Genomic DNA, 19,959 nt, shown 5'->3' on the forward strand with positions numbered 1-19,959 from the left:
TTACAATGAAAAATTTATAATGACAATAATAAGAACCTATGTTTAAACAAACAATTTTCTATTTAGCATTAAGCGCAATTGTGGTCATTTTTTCCCACTACTTTGCCATGGGCATTATTCAAATTGACCAAATCTATACTTGGCTAAATCTCAAACTCTCCACCGTCTTTTCCCATAGTATGGTTGGCCTAACTGTCCAGCAGATTATCGTATTAATGGCATTACCCATTGTCGTTGCTGGTGTACCTGCTTTAACTTACAAATTAGTGAAAGGCGGCAGTATGCCTTATTTTCTCAATGTTGTCTGGTTGGTGTGGCTTGTTGTGGTATTAAGTAAAGTCGCCATACAATAATGTTGATGGACCCTCAGGAGACGCTGTGAATCGCCTTGAAAGCCTCATTAAGTCACAAAGTGAAAGTTATCTTGCAAACGAACAAACGATGCTTTCGCTGGTTGAGAAACTCGAGCAAATTTTATCTGAAATTGAACTCGGTGGCGATGAGCAAGCGCGCCAACGCCACCTGGGCCATGGCAAATTACTGCCCAGAGAAAGGCTCAATACATTGCTTGACCAAGGCAGTCCATTTTTAGAAATTGCATCGCTTGCAGCTTACAATGTCTATGAAGAACCTGTCTCAGCCGCGGGAGTGATTGCTGGAATTGGCTATGTGCATGGCCAAATGACGATGATTATCGTCAATGATGCCACTGTCAAGGGCGGTACTTACTACCCACTGACCGTCAAAAAGCATCTTCGGGCCCAAGCCATTGCAGAGAAATGTCATTTACCATGTATCTACCTCGTGGACTCGGGCGGGGCCTATTTGCCCATGCAAGATGAGGTCTTTCCAGACAAAGATCATTTTGGCCGTATTTTTTATAACCAAGCAACCATGTCTTCCAAAAACATTCCTCAAATAGCCGTTGTCATGGGTTCATGCACAGCAGGGGGTGCTTATGTGCCAGCCATGGCTGATGAATCAATTATGGTTCGCAATCAAGCCACTATATTTTTGGGAGGACCACCGCTGGTGAAAGCTGCAACGGGTGAGGAAATCTCCGCTGAAGCGTTAGGCGGTGCCGATGTACATTGCCGGGAATCAGGGGTGGCCGACTACTATGCCGAAGATGATGCCCATGCGCTAGCAATCGCACGAGAAAGAATGCGTCACCTAAATCGCCATGCCCCCCCATCACTAGCGCGCATTGAAGCGAGAGAGCCCCTCCTGAATATGAATGAATTAAATGGCATTATTCCCGCTGATTCACGAAAGCCATTCGATATCCGTGAAATTATTGCACGCATTGTGGACGGCTCCGAGTTTGATGAATTTAAAGCGCTTTATGGATCAACCCTTGTTTGTGGTTTTGCTCACTTATATGGCTATCCAATTGGTATTATAGCCAATAATGGCATCCTATTCTCAGAAAGCGCCCTGAAAGGGACGCATTTCATTGAGCTATGCTGTCAACGAGGCATTCCCCTTATTTTTTTACAAAATATTACCGGGTTTATGGTTGGTAGTAAGTACGAAGCAGCCGGCATTGCCAAACATGGTGCTAAAATGGTCACTGCAGTTTCAAATGCGAAAGTGCCCAAAATAACCGTTATCGTTGGTGGTAGCTATGGTGCGGGTAATTATGCGATGTGTGGACGAGCATACGACCCTCATTTCCTTTGGACTTGGCCAAATGCCAGAATTTCCGTCATGGGCGGTGAGCAGGCAGCGCAAGTGCTTTCTCAGGTTAAGCGCGATAAGCTTGCAAAAAATGGAAAAAGTTGGCCTGAAGAAGAACAAAAGGCGTTCCAAGATGCCCTGCGAAGTCAGTATGAAGCCCAGGGCAATCCTTATTATGCAAGTGCTCGCTTATGGGATGATGGCGTTATTAAACCAACGGATACGCGAAAGGTACTTGGATTAAGCTTGCAAGCTGCCCTTAATGCACCAATCAAGCCAACCCATTTTGGCGTCTTCAGGATGTAGGAGAAATCATGAGCGGACTACTTAGCCAATTTGAAAATCAAGTTCTCACGTTAACCCTCTCGAGAACAGAATGTCATAATGCTTTTGATGACCACCTGCTCAAATCGATCACAGCAGCCCTTCAATCAGTTGGCAACCATAGCAATATCCGTTGTGTCGTGATTAAAGCCGAAGGCAAACATTTTTGCGCAGGTGCTGATCTTAACTGGATGCAGCGCATGGCTCAATTCAGCGAATCTGAGAATTTAACTGACTCACTAATTTTAGCCAACGCCATGCAATCCATTTATCGATGCCCTGTTCCAACAATCTGTCTAATCCAAGGCGCGGCGATGGGGGGTGGCGCAGGCCTGGTAGCCGCTTGTGATATCGCCATTGCCAGCGATAATGCCTATTTTTGTTTTTCAGAGGCAAAATTAGGGTTAATCCCCGCTGTCATAAGTCCCTATGTTGTGGAGGCGGTAGGTGCTCGCACAGCAAAAAAGTTATTCTGCACAACTGAAAAATTGAATGCTCAGCAAGCATTTGATATTGGCCTGGTCCACCAAGTCATCGCCAATGAAGAATTAGAGACCGCTGGTGATATCATTTGCGAGCAGATTAAAGCGAATGCCCCGCAAGCGGTCCGCGACTGCAAACAATTAGTTGATCTGGTAAAAAATCAACCAATCAATTCAACGATACTGGAGAAAACGGCCCAATTAATCGCCTCTAAGCGTGTCAGCGATGAAGGTCAAAAGGGGCTTCATGCGTTTTTATCAAAATCTCCCTTAAATTGGAGTGAATCGTGAGACCAATTAAAACACTCTTAATTGCCAATCGAGGTGAAATTGCCTGCCGGATCATGCGCTCAGCACAGCAACAAGGTATTCATTGTGTGGCAGTTTATAGTGACGCAGACAAGCATAGTCTGCACGTTGAGATGGCAAATAGTGCTTATTGTATCGGCAATTCACCCGCTAGCGAAAGCTATTTAAACATTGATAAGATTATCGCCGTTGCTAAACATGCTAATGCCGATGCCATTCATCCAGGATACGGCTTTTTGTCAGAAAACCCTGATCTGGCTAAAGCCTGTGAAAAGGCAGATATTATTTGGGTTGGTCCGGGAATTAAGGCGTTAAATGCCATGGCTTCGAAACAATTAGCCAAACAGCTATTGGAAAAGACCCGTGTCCCCTTAACACCGGGGTATCATGGCGATTTGCAAGGTGAAGACCATCTTCAGCAAGAAGCAAAAAAAATTGGTTACCCTGTCTTAATAAAAGCCGCTGCTGGTGGCGGTGGCAAAGGGATGCGAGCGGTCTCTCATCCTAATGAATTCATCAAAGCGTTACAAGGCGCGAAACGTGAAGCAAAAGCGAGTTTCGGTGATGATAAAATGATCATCGAAAAGCTCATCGAAAAACCGCGTCACGTTGAAATACAAATTTTAGCCGATCAACACGGTAATCGACTCCATTTATATGAACGTGATTGTTCTATCCAACGGCGCCATCAAAAGATTATCGAAGAAGCACCCGCACCTAATTTATCGGAAAAAACGCGGCAAGGTCTATACCAGGCTGCATTAACCGTTGCAGAAACGATTGGTTATGTTAACGCCGGCACGGTCGAGTTTTTGGTCGATAGCAAGGGGGATTTTTATTTCATGGAGATGAATACCCGCTTACAAGTAGAACACCCCGTAACTGAGATGATCACAGGGTTGGACTTGGTTTCGCTCCAGCTCCTCATTGCTAGTGGGCAACCTTTACCAATCAAACAAAGCGATATTCCGTGCCTTGGACACGCCATTGAATGTCGAATTTATGCTGAAGATGCTGACAATCAATTTTTACCGTCAATTGGCACCCTAACGCATCATCGCCCCCCTCAAGGGGAACATATTCGAGTCGACGCAGGTGTTTGCCAAGGGAAATCAATCAGCCAGTATTATGACCCCATGATTGCCAAACTAATTGTTTGGGGTGAGTCTCGCGATGTCGCCATTGCTCGCATGAATAGGAGCTTAGCGCAGTATGCTATTAGTGGCGTTAAAACTAACATCGCTTTTTGCCGTGCAATCTGCCAACAGCAACCGTTTATTGATGCCGAGTTATCAACCAATTATTTAGCTAACTATCCGCCAAAACCACGTTTTATTCCGGAAGAAAAAGCGTTTGTCTTGTCTGCCTGCTTAGCCCATCATCATGCCCTGACTCGTCAAGCCAATCCGGTATGGCACAACGCATTTGCTTTTCGGCTGTATGGTCAAGCCCATTGGACCATTCACCGTCTTGCCAATACAGCGGTAACTGCACTAACCATTTTCCCTTTACAGGGTCAACAATTGCGTGTTTCTTGGCAAAATCAACAACAGACTGCCACATGGCTTATTGAAAAAAACACTATCACCATCGAATTGAATGACCGTCAAGAAACGTTTCATTTTTTTGAATGCGAACGTCATCAATATTTCTGGTCAGATGAGGGCATGGCTAAAATTGAGCGCATTGACCCTCAATATAAGCGGACGCAACAAGGCACTGATAAGCAACTAACAGCGCCCATGCCCGCCACCGTGGTAGCGATTCATAAAAAACCAGGCGAGCAGGTGAAGCAAGGTGAAGCCATCATTGTTCTAGAAGCAATGAAAATGGAACACAGTATCGAGGCACCCTATGACGGAACGTTAGAGTCACTTTGTTTCCAAATTGGCGAACAAGTCAATGAAGGTGCTGAGTTGGTTATTATTAGTAAACTGCAGGAAGCCCATGTCGATGGATAATCAAGTTCGCATCGTCGAGGTGGGCCCTCGTGACGGTTTGCAAAATGAACCAACGTTTGTCGAAACGTCTGTTAAAATTGAATTAGTCAATCGACTAACCAACAGTGGTCTGAATGATATTGAAGTTGGGAGTTTTGTCTCCCCCAAAGCAATCCCACAATTGGCAGATAGCCGTGAAGTGATCGCAGGCATTCAACAGCCAAAAAAAAATCGCTATTGGGCACTCGTCCCTAATGAAAAAGGCATGCTCAACGCCATCGAAGCGGGTGTCAAATATATTGCCGTATTTGCGGCAGCCAGTGAGACATTTAGTCAACGTAATATCAATTGTTCTATTGAAGAAAGTATTGAACGATTCATACCCGTTGCTGACATGGCGAAGAAACACAACATTTCAATGCGCGGTTATGTCTCTTGTGTTTTGGGCTGCCCTTATGAAGGCAACATAAGCCCCGACAAGGTTTTGTTTGTCAGTGAAAAATTGAAGGCTTTAGGGGTTAGTGAAATCAGTCTAGGCGATACGATTGGCGTTGGCACAGCCAAGCAAACCAAACACCTCTTACAAGTGATGTTACAATCCATTTCAGCGACCGAACTCGCCATGCATTTTCACGATACGTATGGTCAGGCAGTGAGTAATATTAATTCCTCACTGGAGATGGGTATCCGTTGCTTTGATAGTGCCGTTGCCGGTCTTGGAGGATGCCCTTATGCCCGAGGAGCCAGTGGCAATGTGGCGACGGAAGATGTGTTGTACTTCATGCACGGCTCAGGGATGGAAACTGGTGTTGATATTTACAAAGTGGTCGAAGCAGGTGATTGGCTATGTCGCACAATCAACCGTGCCAATCAATCGAAAGTAGCCAAAGCGTTAATCGGAAATGACAGTCGCTGCTAAACCATCCCCTATTTCTATCTATCAATTTGAATGATCACGGGTATAGTATTGGATTATTTTATAAATTTCTTTTATAGTCATTATTTAATGTTTATCACATGACAAGGAATGTGCATGAATATTGTGGCATCGTGCGAGCAAAAACCAGAAACAAGGGTCGCCTTAACACCTTCTGTTGTTCGACACTATCAATCCCTGGGGCATCAAGTATTTCTTGAACAAGGTGCTGGTGAGTTATCGGGGTTTTCTGACCAAATGTATGAAGCCTGTGACGTCTCGGTTGATAAGCCAAAGTCCATATTATCCACTGCTAATGTATTACTAAGCGTCAATGTGCCCACGAAAAACACCTTAAAATACCTTGCGCCCAATACCCTGATCATCAGCCAATTTGAAAATGATGAAAGTGCCATCATAGATTACTGCTTAGCTAATCAATTATCGTTAATCAATATGAAGCTCATGCCTCGAATTAGCCGGGCTCAAAACATGGATACCCTCTCTTCTCAGTCTAATCTCGCAGGCTATAAAGCAGTTTTAATGGCGGTGAATGCTTTCCAGCGGGTTGTGCCAATGATGATGACAGCAGCCGGTATGATCCATCCTGCCAAAGTGTTAATTTTGGGAGCGGGTGTAGCTGGCCTTCAAGCGATCGCCACGGCGAAACGTATCGGCGCAGCAGTCTATGCGTTTGATGTACGTCGCGCCGCCAAGGAGCAAGTTGAGAGCTTGAGTGCTGAATTTGTCGAAGTCAGTGACGAGGATATGGAAGGGGAAGGTGGTTATGCAGGAGAAGCAAGCGACGCTTATAAGCAAAAGCAAGCAGCGCTTATCCATGAACACGCCCAGCAAGCGGATATGATTATCACCACTGCGTTGATTCCAAATCGTCCGGCACCGATTCTAATCCAAGAAGAAACTGTCCGTGCAATGAAACCAGGCAGTGTGATTGTTGATATGGCGACTGCTCGTGGTGGGAACTGCGCCTTAAGCGAGAATGATAAAGTGGTTGTCAAACATGGTGTAACCATTATGGGGTATAGTAATTTAGCCGGTCTAGTCCCGGCCACTGCTAGCGAACTGTATGCCAATAATTTATTACAATTAGTCAAGTTAATCAGTGATGATGGGCAAATTAAGTTGAATGCTGACGATACCGTCCTACAGCACACGTTAATCTGTCATCAAGGACAAACAATGCCTTTTATGCGTGAGGAGCAACCAGCATGACCAGCATGAATACCCTAAGTAATCCTTATCTTGCCATTTTAACCATATTTATCTTGGCTTGCTTTGTTGGTTATTATGTGGTGTGGAAAGTCACACCTTCCCTTCACACCCCCTTAATGTCGGTAACGAATGCGATTTCAAGTATCATTATCTTAGGGGCTATTATTGCAATGGGTAGCTCACAACACATCAGCATTAATTGGCTCAGTGGCATTGCGATTTTTATAACCGCTATTAATATTTTTGGTGGCTTTGTTGTCACCCAACGCATGCTAAAAATGTATAAAAAATAATTGTAAGGGAATCCATTCATGAGTGATATTTCTCCATCTATCTATCTGATTGCTGCTGTTTGTTTTATCATGGCATTGAAAGGGCTAGCCAGCCCTGTCACAGCCCGGCGAGGTAATTTATTAGGCATGATTGGGATGGCCTTAGCCATTGGTGCAACGCTTTCCCTTTCTGGAATGAATCAACACCTATTGATACTCATACTCATGCTTGCTGGCGCTGCCATTGGTACCTATATTGCCTTAAAAATTAAGATGACAGCTATTCCTCAGTTAGTGGCGGGATTCCATTCCTTAGTTGGTTTGGCGGCTGTCATGGTCGCTTATTGCGCTTTTATGTCACCCAATGCCTTTGGTATTGGGAGTCCAGGTAATATCCATTCCGCCAGTGTTTTAGAAATGACCTTGGGCTTAATGATTGGTGCCATCACCTTTTCTGGTTCGATTATTGCGTTCTTAAAACTGCAAGGTTGGATGTCAGGAAAGCCAATTCGTTTGCCGCTACATCAATACATCAATCTTGCTTTAGCATTAGCCTTAATCACATTTTTAACCATCGAAATCAATGCCCAACAGCTATGGATATTCCATCTCAACACAGGTTTAGCATTATTGTTAGGTGTCTTATTGATTATACCCATTGGTGGTGCGGATATGCCGGTGGTGATTTCCATGCTGAACTCTTACTCAGGGTGGGCAGCTGCAGGTATTGGATTTACATTAAGTAATCAATTGCTTGTCATTACAGGTGCGCTAGTCGGTGCAAGCGGGGCGATATTAAGTTATATCATGTGCAAAGGCATGAACCGCTCCTTCTTCAATGTGATATTTTCAGGGATCCCCACTTCCGATGAATCCATAGGCCATGGCGAAAGAGATGATAAACCAATTAATCAGGCGAATGGTGAAGATGCCGCGTTTATGCTATCTAAAGCTAAAGATGTCATCATTGTTCCAGGGTACGGTATGGCTGTGGCACATGCTCAACATATCATCAAAGAATTATTTGACCTGTTATCAACCAATGGTACGCAAGTTCGTTTTGCCATTCACCCCGTTGCAGGAAGAATGCCCGGCCATATGAATGTATTACTCGCTGAAGCAGATATCCCCTATGATCATGTGCTTGAGCAAGAAGAGATAAATCGCGATTTTGCCAATTGTGATGTGGCTTATGTCATCGGCGCTAACGATATTACCAATCCAGCCGCCAAAACGGATAAAAGTTCACCCATTTATGGTATGCCCGTTTTAGAGGTCGAAAAAGCGAAACATGTCTTATTTGTCAAACGAAGTTTATCTCCGGGTTATGCCGGCGTCGATAATGATCTATTTTACCGAGACAATACCTACATGCTATTTGGGGATGCAAAACACATGACTGAATCGATTGTCAAATCACTTGAAATGATGAGAAAATAGCGTTCATTTGACCTTAACGCTTTGAAAGTCAATCGTAATATAATGGGCGTTGATTTAAGGACTGTTTTATGACCTGCGATCCAATTTGGACTCCATCTATCCAATCCATTAACAATAGCCGTATGGCTCAGTTTATGCGTCAGGTTAACCAATCTTATCAAACAAAGTTAAACACATATCATCAGCTTCACCAATGGTCCGTTGAAGAAACGTCAGCTTTTTGGCAAGAACTTGCAGATTTTTTATCCTTTCACTGGCAAGTTGAACCAAGCAACGCTTTTACGCCTGGCGACAATATCAAAACAGCAAAATGGTTTACGGGGGGACGATTTAATTTCGCTGAAAATTTATTGCGTCACAATAGCGATGCACCAGCCATCACCTGTGTTGATGAGCAAGGAAACCGTCACACGATTTCCTGGCACAAGCTAAAACAACAAGTCGCCGCTTGTGCTGCGGGATTGAAGGCTGCCGGCGTGCAAAAAGGCGACCGCGTAGTAGGCGTTCTCCCCAATAACCACTATCCTATCATCGCCATGCTAGCGACTGCGAGCCTTGGTGCTATCTGGGCTTGTTGTTCCCCTGATTTTGGCGCTCAAGCCATCGTTGATAGGTTGGGGCAAATTGAACCGAAGGTTTGCTTTATCGTTGATGGGCATTTTTATCACGGCAAATCGCATTCAGCCTTCGATAAAATCAAATTCATTCGCCAGTCACTCCCTGCTATCCAACGGTTTATTTTATGCCCCCAAATTGAGAACGGATTGCCACTCGATGAAGGGATGATCGTGTGGGAAACATTTTTAGATAATCAGGCCGTGCTGGATTTTGTCTCCTTGCCTTTTGACCACCCTTTATACATCCTCTTTTCCTCAGGCACCACCGGTATGCCAAAATGTATGGTGCACAGCGCCGGCGGAACGCTCATTCAGCATATGAAAGAACAAGCATTGCATTGTGATATTCGCGCCGGGGACAATTTGTGTTTTTATACCACGACAGGCTGGATGATGTGGAATTGGATGGTGTCTGCCTTATCATTGGGTTGCCAAATCACCCTTTATGAGGGTTCCCCTGCATTCCCAAGTCCGAAGCACCTATTTGATATCATCAATCAATTCGGGGTGACACATTTTGGTACTGGCGCGAAATTTATTTCCAGTTGCCAAAAAGTTGAGCTTTCTATTAAGCATGATTTGCCCTTAAGCAAATTAAGGATGATCTTATCCACCGGATCGCCGTTATTGCCTAAAAACTTTGACTATGTCTACGAATCCTTGAAAGAGGATATTCCTCTCTGCTCTATTTCAGGTGGATCAGACATTATCGGCTGCTTTGCTTTAGGAAACCCCATGCTGCCAGTCTATCGCGGCGAACTTCAATGTATCGGTTTAGGCATGGACGTTGCTGTTTTCAATGAACAGGGCCAAGCAGTTTCACAAGAAAAAGGGGAATTGGTTTGCCGTAACGCGCACCCTTCTATGCCAATCGGGTTTTGGCAGGATACCGATGGTAGTCGATATGACAACGCCTATTTTAGCCGCTTTCAAGGGGTATGGGCCCACGGGGACTATGCAGAAATCACCGCTCACGACGGGGTTATCATTTACGGTCGCGCGGATGCTACTCTTAATCCAGGTGGGGTACGCATTGGTACCGCAGAAATTTATCGTCAATTGGAAAAATTACCCGATATTGTCGATAGTGTGGTCGTCGGTCAACCATGGCAGGATGATGAACGGATTGTTTTATTTGTTCAGATGCAAGCAGGCACGTCATTATCGGAAAGTCGAATCCATGAAATTAAGCAATATATCCGGGAAAATACCTCACCTAGGCATGTACCAGCCATCATAAAGCAAGTGAGCGCCATTCCAAGAACGTTAAGTGGGAAAGTGGTTGAATTAGCCGTAAAACAAGTTTTGATGGGGCAGAACGTAAATAACCTCCAAGCAATCGCCAACCCTGAATGCTTAGCAGAATTTAATCTATAGATTACACATTTCAATTCGGGCATAAACATGCCCGCCTTCTCAATTTATTTATTCGGTCAACGAATCGATTTTTGCTGCGCAAATAAAATCATTATGCGTTAATCCCGATAAAGCATGGGTCATGAAGGTAATATGACAGTAATTGTAACCACATTCTATATCAGGGTGATGATTTTCTGTATTGGCAATCCAAGCTACTGCATTAACAAACGCCATGGTTTCATAGAAGTTTTTGAAAGTATAACGTCGCTTAATTTTAGTATGGTTATCAATCACATCCCAGTTTTTATCCAGTTGCGGCATTAAATTGCTGATTTGCTCTGAATTCAGCGCTTCGCCAATACCCTCACAGGATTGGCAGTGTTTTTCTTTTAAATCTGACATTCACCTATTCCTATATTAGTCACACAAACAGAACTTATCTTAAATTGAAGCGGGTTTAACTGCAACTCAACTTATTATCGCTGAACTGGTTTAATGCATCTAAAAATCGGGCATTTTGTTGTGGGTTGCCAATGCTAACTCGCAAATGGTGAGGCATGCCAGCCCCAGCTAATGGGCGGATAATAACGCCCTTATTGAGTAAGTAATCATTTAACGCACTTGCTTTGACGCCTGCATCGAAGGTAATGAAGTTAGCATGCGACGGGATAAGTGGGTAGCCCATTTCAGATATCGCTTGTGCCATGTGCGCTAACCCTTTTGCATTAAGTTCTATCGATTGTTGTACGAAGGCTTGATCATCCCAAGCGATCTCCCCACAATGCAGCGCGAGGTTATTAACAGCAAAGGGCTGTTGAATTCGCCATAGGAGCTCGATGATCGATTCATTTGCCATGGCATAGCCTAAGCGTAAGGCGGCCAATCCATAGGCTTTGGAAAAGGTGCGCGTGATAATTAGGTTGGGAAAATGTTGTAATAAGGGCAACGCACTTTCTGATGCATCCACAAATGCATATTCGTAATAAGCCTCATCCACGATAACGATGACATTTTCAGGCACAGATTGTAACAATTCTTTAATTGAAAGTTGGCTAACTATCACACCCGTTGGGTTATTCGGATTAGCAAATAAAAGCACGCCGGTATTGCTTGTGCATGCCTCTATAAAGGAAGAAACAGCCCATTGCCAATTATCGTTTAAGGAAATCTGCTTGGTAGGAATGCCTAAGCCTTTCGCTTGAATTGGGTAGGACGGGAAACATTGTTGGTGGGTTAGTACTTCTTTTTGTTGATGTAAACAAAATAATGTAAAGACTAAACTAAAAATTGAATCAGACCCATTGGCTAATAATATCTGATTGGGTGATAACGACACCTGTTCGGCTATTTTCTGTTTTAAAGGGTGATGAATCGCATTCGGATAGGTGGCTATCTGCTCTGCAGTGATATTGCTTAAAGCAGACAACACATTGGGACTGCACCCAAGCGGATTTTCATTGCTCGCTAATTTAATTGCATGGGCAACGCCTCTTTCACGAAATAAGTCGTCTACAGACTTACCAGGCTGATAAGGCTTTAGCGATTGAATGCCCCGATGAATATATTGATTCCAATCAATCATAGTGTTTCCTATAGCAATATTCATGCAATAAAATATTCATAAATATAAATCTTTATGCATTTTAATAAGCCTAAAGTATAGTACCCTAACTTGTTATTCAACACAAATTTGATTACTATTGCGTTGATTATTCAAGTCCAATCAGGAAGAACAAATGAAAAGCAATGGATTTTCTTTATTTGAAATATTAATTACTTTATGCCTCATCACGTCAACATGCCTTGCTCTTATCAAACAGCAATGGCAAGCCATGCGCTGGTCAAACCAGCAATTGTTAAGTTGGCAGGGGCAGCAGCACTTAGTGAATGCCTGTGAACGACAAAAATCAGGCTTACCAATCCAGCCGATTCCAGCCCCTTTCTACTGGCAAACAACAGAGCCTTACCATATTGAGTGGCAAATTTATCAAAAACGCGTCGAACAACATTTAGATTGTTCACAGTTTCTCACAGCACTTAATTAGAAAAGGACTTAAGATGTCTCTTTCCGAATTACTTATTAGCCTCTTTTTATCAACGCTATTAGGGAGCTTGCTTCTGCAACAGTATGTTAGTCTCAGCGAAAACACTAACCGACAACTAACCTTATTTAAGCACCAGTTTGAACAAACGCTACTCTCTAAACTGATAACTGATAGCATTCATCAAGCGGGTTTTCTACCCTGTGGTAGCCAATCGACTTTTGACATTTGGGATGCTAGCCAATCACAATGGATAAAGCAGCAGGCTTTAATCACGAAACCTCAGCAGTTGATTGCAACTTATATGGACAAAAACTTCCAGCCTCTTGCTTCCGACTATTCATCAATGCCAGTCGTTGCGAAAGCAATTGGGCTCAGTCCTAACCACGCAATCTTACTCACCAATTGCCGATATAGCGAGCTCAATCTCATCCAGTCAGTGAAATCAATGGGTAGTCAATATCAAATTGTTCTTGCCTACCCGAGCCGTTTTGTTATTGATGAAGATAGTTATATTGGGTTATGGCACCAAGATAATTTTGAGTTTCAGCACGACACGCTTTTTTATGGTGATCAAAAAAGGGAGCGTATCACGCAAGCACTGAAGGAATTTAACGTTATCTCACCGAGTGAAAATATCATAAACATCACTTGGCAATATAAACAATTGCCTTCGTTTGATTTGTCCATTTGGACAGCAAATGCAAAATTGAATTCAAGGCAACAACTGTGATAGAAAAGCGCCTACAAGGATCAATCCTTCTGACGACACTTGTTATTCTGATGTTAATGACTACATCCATACTAGTCATTTACGATACGTTGATTACAATGGAAAAAGTGCTATCAGCTGCCCGATGGCAGGCACAGCATCTTGAAACAATCCGAAAAAAAGGGTTAGTCATGATCAATCAACATGATTGGCCTTCTGCTTGCTTCCATGGAAGTCCTCATCGCAGCAGTGGATGTATTATCGATGGCACTCATTATCTCATTATTGAGAAGTATCCAAGCCGTTGCTCAGTTATCAAAAGCAATGATGAATGGTGGAATGCTCGGTTTTATCAATTATGGGTATGGGAGGATAACCAAATTGTCGGATATTTTTTTCGCATTGCCAAACCAGACCAAAAATTAACTTGCCGACACCCATGGCTACACATCCAAGCGCGCATTCAAGGTGAATCCGCTATCCAGATGGAATCTATCCCTTTTAATTAGAAAGATTTCCCTAAAACAGGATTTTCAATGGAACTTCAATTGAAGAGAATATAAGGTTTGGTGATATGTTTAACAGAGAAGTCTACCAAATTTTCGAAAATGCTGCGCCTCTCCTCATCCGAGGGATAGGTCTATTTTTTTCCTATCCCTCCTACAAATTGCAAGAGGAATGATTTTTGAAAAGCGGTGAGTTGCTATGGTACTATCATTTCAGAATAACCTGGATTACCGCTGACATTGCTTCATACGGTTGCTTTTGTTAAAGCGATAATAGTTGGTGATTTGCTTTCAAGTTTAATATTTTTGTGGTGGGGCCCTGGCTTTATTATCACTGCTTTTGTTTACATCTCGATACCAGCGCAAGAAACGCTAATTTTAATTAAAACGATCAAATTCAATATCCGATACCACGCCTTGGAGGAAGGTTACCCGATACACCGCTCCGCCACTTTGCCGATATACCCAAACTTCGCTATCTAATAACAGGCCTAATTCATATTGAAAATCCGGGCGGCCACATTTGAAGGCAACGTCAGCCATATCATCTCCCGTACTAATAATGTAGTTCCCCTCTTGATTAACGCATCGCATAGCGTAACTCGTTGTATTGGAGAAAAAAATAAGTACTGCCAGGATAATTCGCATACCAATCCATCCCTTCATTGATCCAATTATGGCATTCGGATGCCACTGCTTATTGTTCAGCAAGTTGACAGGGTCCGGTGAAATATTCATCATTCACTTTTAGTACCATATTCACATAAGCATTCCGATAACGTTTGAGAATTTTTTGTTGTTGCTTTGTCAAATACACCGGCGTGCCATTGCAAAATGCCAAGACTAAGTTTTTTCCAGGATTTAATTTAGGCTGTAGGTTACATTCCCAGGGAAACGTTGCTAAATCACACTGGGCCCAGAGCGATAGTGGGACGACCAATAATAGAACCCCAAACCATTTCATCTTGCCTCTCCTATTTTCTTTTTAGTATAGATGAAATTTTTAAAGGCAAGTTGTTTTGTTTATACCCGTGATCATTCAAAATGCGAGGATTTATGCGTCTTTCTCTTTTGCCCTGCAAAAAAGGAAAAGCAGAAAACTTGCATTTTGAATGATGACGGGTATATTTGCAAGAATAACGATGGGTGACTAATCACATGCATCTGATGAATCATGGAACTTCGCTTCATGATTCAACAATAGCAATTTAAAGTCCGTGTGACTTTGTTTACCCATATAACCACCTATTCCTTTTTGGCTGAGAATACGGTGGCATGGAATGAATAATTGAATGGGGTTTGTTCGACATGCCTGACCTACTGCTCTAGGGCTACTATGGATTCGTTTAGCAATTTCTCCATAGGTCTTGGTTTGCCCACAAGGAATCGTTGATAACTCTTCCAATACCTTTAATTGAAAGGGCGTCACTTGCAAGTGAATGGAAATATCTGAGCAGTCAATGTAACCTGTGTTGGCATAAGTATCGATAATGTGTTGGATATGACGCGCGAAATGAGATGGAGCTGAATCAGATTGTTTATCCCAGCCTAACCAGGTTAATCGGTATAGTTGATGGTTATTATGACGAATTAGCCAACAGCCTAGCGCTGTTGGCAAAGACTCTTCAACGATGGAATTAGGCTTCTTCTTTGTTTGCACGAGAAGCTAATTTTTCTTTAATACGAGCTGCGCGGCCAGATAGCTCACGAAGATAATACAACTTAGCCCGACGGACATCACCGCGACGAACGACGTTAACACTGTCAATTAGAGGGCTGTATGTTTGAAATACACGCTCTACACCAACACCGTGAGAAATCTTTCGCACAGTAAAAGCCGAATTTAAGCCACGATTTCGCTTTGCAATCACAACACCTTCAAATGCCTGTAAACGCTCGCGGTTACCTTCTTTAACTTTCACTTGCACAGAGACCGTATCACCGGGTGCAAACTCAGGAATCTTTTTGCCCTGCATTTGCTCTGCATTGAGCTGGTCAATGATGTTAGCCATAAATCACTCCTAGCCGAGGTAATTGTTAAGACAAGACAAACCTTATCTATTTCAACCACCTTGTTCGTTAATAAACTCTTCAAGTAACAGTTTGTCACTCGATGACAAATCCAAATCACTTAATAAATCTGGTCGTTTTAACCAGGTTTTTCCTAAAGCTTGCTTACGTCGCCAAAGACCAATTTTTTGATGGTCCCCACTCATAAGAACGTTTGGCACACTGTAACCGTCTACTTGGGATGGTCGGGTGTAGTGGGGGTAATCAAGCAAACCCGCCATAAAAGAATCCTGTAACGCCGACCCACCATGCCCGAGAGCACCTGGCAATAAACGGATGATAGCATCAATAAAAGCCATCGCTGCCAATTCACCGCCACTTAACACAAAATCACCAATTGACCACTCTTCATCAATATGATGCGCAATGATTCGTTCATCAATGCCTTCATATCGACCGGCCAAAAACAGCAAGGATTGGTTTTTTGCCGCAGCATCGTTTAAAATTTGCTGCGTCACCACCCTTCCCTGCGGACTCAAATAGATTGTTTTGCAATCCGATGGCATCACTGATTTTGCATGGCCTATTGCTGCTTTGAGAGGCTCATACATCAACACCATGCCAGGTCCACCGCCGTATGGCTTATCGTCAACCTGTCTATGCACATCTTGTGTCCAATCACGCGGATTAAACACATCAATTTTCGCTAAGCCTCTATCGATGGCTTTTCCACAGACGCCGTACTGCAAACTGGCAAACATATCAGGCAGTACAGAAATCACACCTAAATGACAAACCATTTAGAACGTCTCATCCCAATCAACAATCATTTCCCTCGATTCGAGGTCAATTGATTGAATGTAGCGACCTACCAAAAAAGGAACCAAGTGCCTTCGTTCCCCTTCAATAACAATGACGTCATTAGCGCCTGTTGCTATGATTTCAGTGACGGTTCCCAGAAACACCTTGTTCAAATTGGTTACGCTTAAACCAATGAGCTGCTGCCAGTAATACTCACCTTCTGGTAGTTTTGGTAAGACTGATTCTGAGACGGCGATTTCAAGATTTGTCAAAGCACTCGCTTGATCGCGATCGGTCACTTGATCCAGCCAAGCAATTAATTGTTTTCCAAGTTGCTCGACGTTATCAACTCTCACCTCTTCCCAGACATTGCCTCGTTTAATAAACCAAGGACGATACTGGAGAATATTATCCGCAGGCTCAGTAAAGGACTGTATGGTAATGGCACCTTTAATGCCGTGTGCTTTACCAAACCGACCTACAACAATATATGCCAACGGTATCTCACATTAGGCAGATTCAGCTTGACGCTTTTCTGCTTTTTTTACCAAAGCTTTAACGCGCTCGGATATTTGAGCACCGATGCTTTGCCAATGCTTTATTTTTTCCAAGTCAATATTAAGCTCAACTTCTTGACCACGAGCAATAGGGTTGTAAAAACCGATACGTGCTATACAACTACCCGTGTCTCGACGCTTGCGACTATCTGTCACAATCACATGATAAAATGGTCGCTTTTTGGCGCCCGCTCTTAATAAACGAATAACAACCATAGTTTCCTCTAGTTTTAACAGGTGTTAACCAAAATGGTCTGTATTGTACGCAAAAATAGCTTTGAATGGAAGCCTAAAGACTATTTTTTTCAACAAACCTCAAAATATCCACAATGTTAGATAATTATTTAAGAAAATCATCCGGCGGCATCATATTACCAGGCATTCCGCCCATTAATCCGCCCAAACCACGCATCATTTTTTTCATGCCGCCGGGTTTTGAAAACTTTTTCATCATTCGCTGCATCTGTTCAAATTGTTTGAGTAAGCGATTCACATCGGGGATCTGCACGCCGGATCCCTTGGCTATCCGTTTTTTACGCGATCCCGAGATGATTTTGGGAATGCGTCGCTCTTTGGGAGTCATTGAAGAGATAATCGCAACGGTTTGCTTCATTGCTTTTTCGCCTGCTTCTCCCATGGCTTGCTGCCCCATCTGCTTCATGCCAGGCAATTTGCCTATCATACTACTGATGCCACCCATTTCATTCATTTGCTGAATTTGCTGCATAAAATCATTTAAATCGAAATTCTTTCCTTTTTTGATTTTTTGAGCCAATTTTTGGTTTTGCGCTTTTTCAGCTTTGCTTTCTACTTGCTCAATTAAGCTGAGCATATCGCCCATACCCAAAATCTGGGAGGCCACTCGGTCAGGGTGAAACGGCTCTAATGCCTCTATTTTTTCACCACGCCCCATGAATTTAATTGGCTTGCCCGTGATTTGTTTTACCGATAGTGCCGCACCACCTCGTGCATCACCGTCTGTTTTTGTCAGGACAACCCCTGTCAGTGGTAACGCATCATGGAATGCTTTTGCCGTATTAGCCGCATCTTGCCCAGTCATACTGTCGACAACGAATAATGTTTCGATTGGCTTGGATAATTGATGAATTTGTTTAATTTCTTCCATCATGTCATGATCGATGTGCAAACGACCTGCCGTATCGATAATTAACACGTCCGCATAGGTTTTCCTTGCTTCGGATAATGCCCCATTCACAATATCTTTAGGCTTATCATCAACCGTGGATGGATAAAACGTTGCACCGATTTGTTCAGCCAGGAGCTGTAATTGCTTGATAGCGGCTGGACGATAGATGTCCGCACTGACCAACATCACTTTTTTGTTTTCTTTTTCTTGAAGAAACTTCGCCAATTTAGCGGCACTGGTCGTTTTACCAGACCCTTGTAAACCTGCCATTAAAATCACCGCGGGCGGTTGAGTTTTCAAGTTCAAAGCTTGATGCTCATCCCCAAGCGCATGAATTAACTGATCGTTGACTATTTTAATGAACGCTTCTTGTGGTTTTAAGCTTTTGCCAACATCTTGACCAATCGCTGCGTCTTTCACTTGATTAACAAACGTTTTAACAACGGGCAAGGCAACATCTGCCTCAATCAGTGCGAGGCGAACGTCTCGGGTAATTTGTTGTATGTTTTCTTCGCTAAGTTTTGCTTTACCACTAATTTGTTTGAAGGTTTGAACCAAACGATCCGTTAAATTATCAAACATCTTTTAACCTCTTTCGATTAATAAGGGCCTTAGTTTACCACACTGGCAAGTACAAACGAAAATCATTGTTGCAATATTTGCCGAATCGACTCAACCAATTTGCGGTTTTGATTAAAATCGCCATACCCCAGGGTTGCCGATGATGTCACACTGCCATCTGCTTCAATACAAATCCAATCAGTAAAGTGATAGATGGGGCTTTGTCGATAAGCCAATAGATTATTCTTGTCTCGTTGGTAAATGGTAATGCCAGGTAAGTGATTTTTGATGGCATCTTCCACCGTTAACAGCGACGTTATTTTTAAAGGCGCTACGTAGTGGCTATCCGCTTTGTCTACTTTACTCGAAACCCAATTTGGCTTCTTCCCGTTAAGATTGCCGGCACATAATCCCTTTGGCATCTCTTTGAAATTGATTTGTGGCCATAGGTAGCAAATCAATGTCACAACACCAACGAAAACGATTAAACCGATTACTATCTTCACATCCATTCTCAAACATTATCTATGCTACCAGTATACGGTGAATAGTCACGCTATGCTATACTCGTGATCATTCAATAGGCGTATAAATCCTCGCATTTTGAATGATTACGAGTATATACCCCTAACGTGTTTGCATTTCTCCGAGGTGGAATGGATAATTTTCTTGGCAGCGAAAAAGGGCAATTGCAAGATTTCCCGGATTAGGTGAATAAGCATAATGATCTGCTTGATAAGAACAGCAAGGCACTGTGCTTTTAAAGCATCCCCTTCTAGCATGCCAAATAAACTTACCAAATTCTTTTTTTAATGTGCGGCCGTCATAACAGACATATTTTTGCACTTTAGACGGTTCGCCAACAACACATCCTTGACTATAGCCAATTTGACAACAAACTATCATAAGCATAAGCATGAGTCGTTTCATAAGACGTCCTTGTTTTTATTATTCTTAGCTAACTGTCTGTTTTTACAGTATAATTTATAGTGTCCTCAAGCACAAAACACGACACATCAAATAATATCTTCGAATAAGCAACCCCTCATCC

At 43.0% G+C, this 19,959-nt stretch carries 24 protein-coding genes; 12 read left to right on the plus strand and 12 right to left on the minus strand.

The features are described from left to right. The first annotated feature begins 38 nt into the window (after positions 1-38). From AB3348_RS09255 to AB3348_RS09295, 9 genes are all read left to right on the plus strand, one after another. Positions 39-353, plus strand: a complete 315-nt coding sequence (locus tag AB3348_RS09255) for a hypothetical protein (RefSeq protein ID WP_367607322.1) — start codon at positions 39-41, stop codon at positions 351-353. A gap of 25 nt (positions 354-378) precedes the next feature. Continuing rightward, positions 379-1,986 (plus strand): carboxyl transferase domain-containing protein, encoded by a 1,608-nt coding sequence (locus AB3348_RS09260; RefSeq protein ID WP_367607323.1) that lies wholly within the window; start codon positions 379-381, stop codon positions 1,984-1,986. Between the two features lie 8 nt (positions 1,987-1,994). Then, on the plus strand, positions 1,995-2,777 hold the full coding sequence (locus tag AB3348_RS09265) for an enoyl-CoA hydratase-related protein (RefSeq protein WP_367607324.1): 783 nt from the start codon (positions 1,995-1,997) through the stop codon (positions 2,775-2,777). Continuing rightward, complete coding sequence (locus AB3348_RS09270) at positions 2,774-4,756, plus strand: acetyl-CoA carboxylase biotin carboxylase subunit (protein WP_367607325.1); 1,983 nt, start codon at positions 2,774-2,776, stop codon at positions 4,754-4,756. Before AB3348_RS09265 ends, AB3348_RS09270 begins: the two co-directional genes overlap by 4 nt. After that, complete coding sequence (locus AB3348_RS09275) at positions 4,743-5,654, plus strand: hydroxymethylglutaryl-CoA lyase (protein WP_367607326.1); 912 nt, start codon at positions 4,743-4,745, stop codon at positions 5,652-5,654. The genes AB3348_RS09270 and AB3348_RS09275 overlap by 14 nt, the downstream gene beginning before the upstream one ends. Before the next feature lie 114 nt (positions 5,655-5,768). Further along, entirely contained in the window at positions 5,769-6,884 is a 1,116-nt protein-coding gene (locus AB3348_RS09280; RefSeq protein WP_367607327.1) for a Re/Si-specific NAD(P)(+) transhydrogenase subunit alpha, read from the plus strand. After that, positions 6,881-7,177, plus strand: coding sequence for a proton-translocating transhydrogenase family protein (locus AB3348_RS09285; protein ID WP_367607328.1), 297 nt, complete (start codon positions 6,881-6,883; stop codon positions 7,175-7,177). Before AB3348_RS09280 ends, AB3348_RS09285 begins: the two co-directional genes overlap by 4 nt. Positions 7,178-7,195: 18 nt before the next feature. After that, entirely contained in the window at positions 7,196-8,596 is a 1,401-nt protein-coding gene (locus tag AB3348_RS09290; RefSeq protein ID WP_367607329.1) for an NAD(P)(+) transhydrogenase (Re/Si-specific) subunit beta, read from the plus strand. A gap of 68 nt (positions 8,597-8,664) precedes the next feature. Then, complete coding sequence (locus AB3348_RS09295; protein WP_367607330.1) at positions 8,665-10,590, plus strand: acetoacetate--CoA ligase; 1,926 nt, start codon at positions 8,665-8,667, stop codon at positions 10,588-10,590. 48 nt (positions 10,591-10,638) lie between these two features. Here AB3348_RS09295 and AB3348_RS09300 read toward each other — a convergent pair whose 3' ends face one another. Together AB3348_RS09300 and hisC are read right to left on the minus strand one after the other, a co-directional pair. Continuing rightward, on the minus strand, positions 10,639-10,974 hold the full coding sequence (locus AB3348_RS09300; RefSeq protein ID WP_367607331.1) for a 4a-hydroxytetrahydrobiopterin dehydratase: 336 nt from the start codon (positions 10,972-10,974) through the stop codon (positions 10,639-10,641). A 55-nt stretch (positions 10,975-11,029) separates the two neighbouring features. Further along, a complete protein-coding gene (gene hisC / locus AB3348_RS09305) occupies positions 11,030-12,154 on the minus strand; it encodes a histidinol-phosphate transaminase (protein WP_367607332.1) in 1,125 nt (374 codons plus the stop codon). A 154-nt stretch (positions 12,155-12,308) separates the two neighbouring features. Here hisC and AB3348_RS09310 point away from each other — a divergent pair, with 154 nt between their 5' ends. From AB3348_RS09310 to AB3348_RS09320, 3 genes are read left to right on the plus strand one after another with little or no spacing between them, the layout of a single operon-like run. Next, on the plus strand, positions 12,309-12,617 hold the full coding sequence (locus AB3348_RS09310; protein ID WP_367607333.1) for a hypothetical protein: 309 nt from the start codon (positions 12,309-12,311) through the stop codon (positions 12,615-12,617). A 13-nt stretch (positions 12,618-12,630) separates the two neighbouring features. Next, the gene (locus tag AB3348_RS09315; RefSeq protein WP_367607334.1) at positions 12,631-13,347 is read left to right on the plus strand and encodes a hypothetical protein; all 717 of its coding nucleotides are present in this window, start codon (positions 12,631-12,633) and stop codon (positions 13,345-13,347) included. 56 nt (positions 13,348-13,403) lie between these two features. Then, positions 13,404-13,835 (plus strand): hypothetical protein, encoded by a 432-nt coding sequence (locus tag AB3348_RS09320; RefSeq protein WP_367607335.1) that lies wholly within the window; start codon positions 13,404-13,406, stop codon positions 13,833-13,835. Between the two features lie 375 nt (positions 13,836-14,210). Here the strand turns inward: AB3348_RS09320 and AB3348_RS09325 are convergent, their stop codons facing one another. The 10 genes from AB3348_RS09325 to AB3348_RS09370 form a co-directional block, all read right to left on the minus strand. After that, positions 14,211-14,573 (minus strand): DUF2845 domain-containing protein, encoded by a 363-nt coding sequence (locus tag AB3348_RS09325; RefSeq protein WP_367607336.1) that lies wholly within the window; start codon positions 14,571-14,573, stop codon positions 14,211-14,213. Then, positions 14,530-14,796: a hypothetical protein gene (locus AB3348_RS09330; RefSeq protein ID WP_367607337.1), complete on the minus strand. Its 267-nt coding sequence runs from the start codon at positions 14,794-14,796 to the stop codon at positions 14,530-14,532. The genes AB3348_RS09325 and AB3348_RS09330 overlap by 44 nt, the downstream gene beginning before the upstream one ends. Positions 14,797-14,982: 186 nt before the next feature. Then, positions 14,983-15,492 carry a methylated-DNA--[protein]-cysteine S-methyltransferase gene (locus tag AB3348_RS09335; protein ID WP_367607338.1) on the minus strand — a complete coding sequence of 170 codons (510 nt, stop codon included), beginning with the start codon at positions 15,490-15,492 and terminating at the stop codon, positions 14,983-14,985. After that, positions 15,470-15,844, minus strand: a complete 375-nt coding sequence (gene rplS / locus AB3348_RS09340; protein WP_367607339.1) for a 50S ribosomal protein L19 — start codon at positions 15,842-15,844, stop codon at positions 15,470-15,472. Before rplS ends, AB3348_RS09335 begins: the two co-directional genes overlap by 23 nt. A gap of 51 nt (positions 15,845-15,895) precedes the next feature. Next, on the minus strand, positions 15,896-16,642 hold the full coding sequence (gene trmD, locus AB3348_RS09345; protein ID WP_367607340.1) for a tRNA (guanosine(37)-N1)-methyltransferase TrmD: 747 nt from the start codon (positions 16,640-16,642) through the stop codon (positions 15,896-15,898). Beyond that, a complete protein-coding gene (rimM, locus tag AB3348_RS09350) occupies positions 16,643-17,140 on the minus strand; it encodes a ribosome maturation factor RimM (protein ID WP_367607341.1) in 498 nt (165 codons plus the stop codon). Positions 17,141-17,152: 12 nt separating this feature from the next. Continuing rightward, positions 17,153-17,416, minus strand: a complete 264-nt coding sequence (gene rpsP, locus AB3348_RS09355; protein WP_367607342.1) for a 30S ribosomal protein S16 — start codon at positions 17,414-17,416, stop codon at positions 17,153-17,155. 124 nt (positions 17,417-17,540) lie between these two features. Beyond that, the gene (gene ffh, locus AB3348_RS09360; RefSeq protein ID WP_367607343.1) at positions 17,541-18,929 is read right to left on the minus strand and encodes a signal recognition particle protein; all 1,389 of its coding nucleotides are present in this window, start codon (positions 18,927-18,929) and stop codon (positions 17,541-17,543) included. Positions 18,930-18,991: 62 nt separating this feature from the next. Beyond that, complete coding sequence (locus tag AB3348_RS09365) at positions 18,992-19,420, minus strand: DUF1499 domain-containing protein (RefSeq protein ID WP_367607344.1); 429 nt, start codon at positions 19,418-19,420, stop codon at positions 18,992-18,994. A gap of 115 nt (positions 19,421-19,535) precedes the next feature. Next, entirely contained in the window at positions 19,536-19,838 is a 303-nt protein-coding gene (locus tag AB3348_RS09370) for a hypothetical protein (protein WP_367607345.1), read from the minus strand. Positions 19,839-19,959: the final 121 nt, after the last annotated feature.

The sequence above is a fragment of the Legionella sp. W05-934-2 genome (assembly GCF_964199965.1).
Classification (GTDB): Bacteria; Pseudomonadota; Gammaproteobacteria; order Legionellales; family Legionellaceae; genus JAFIFT01.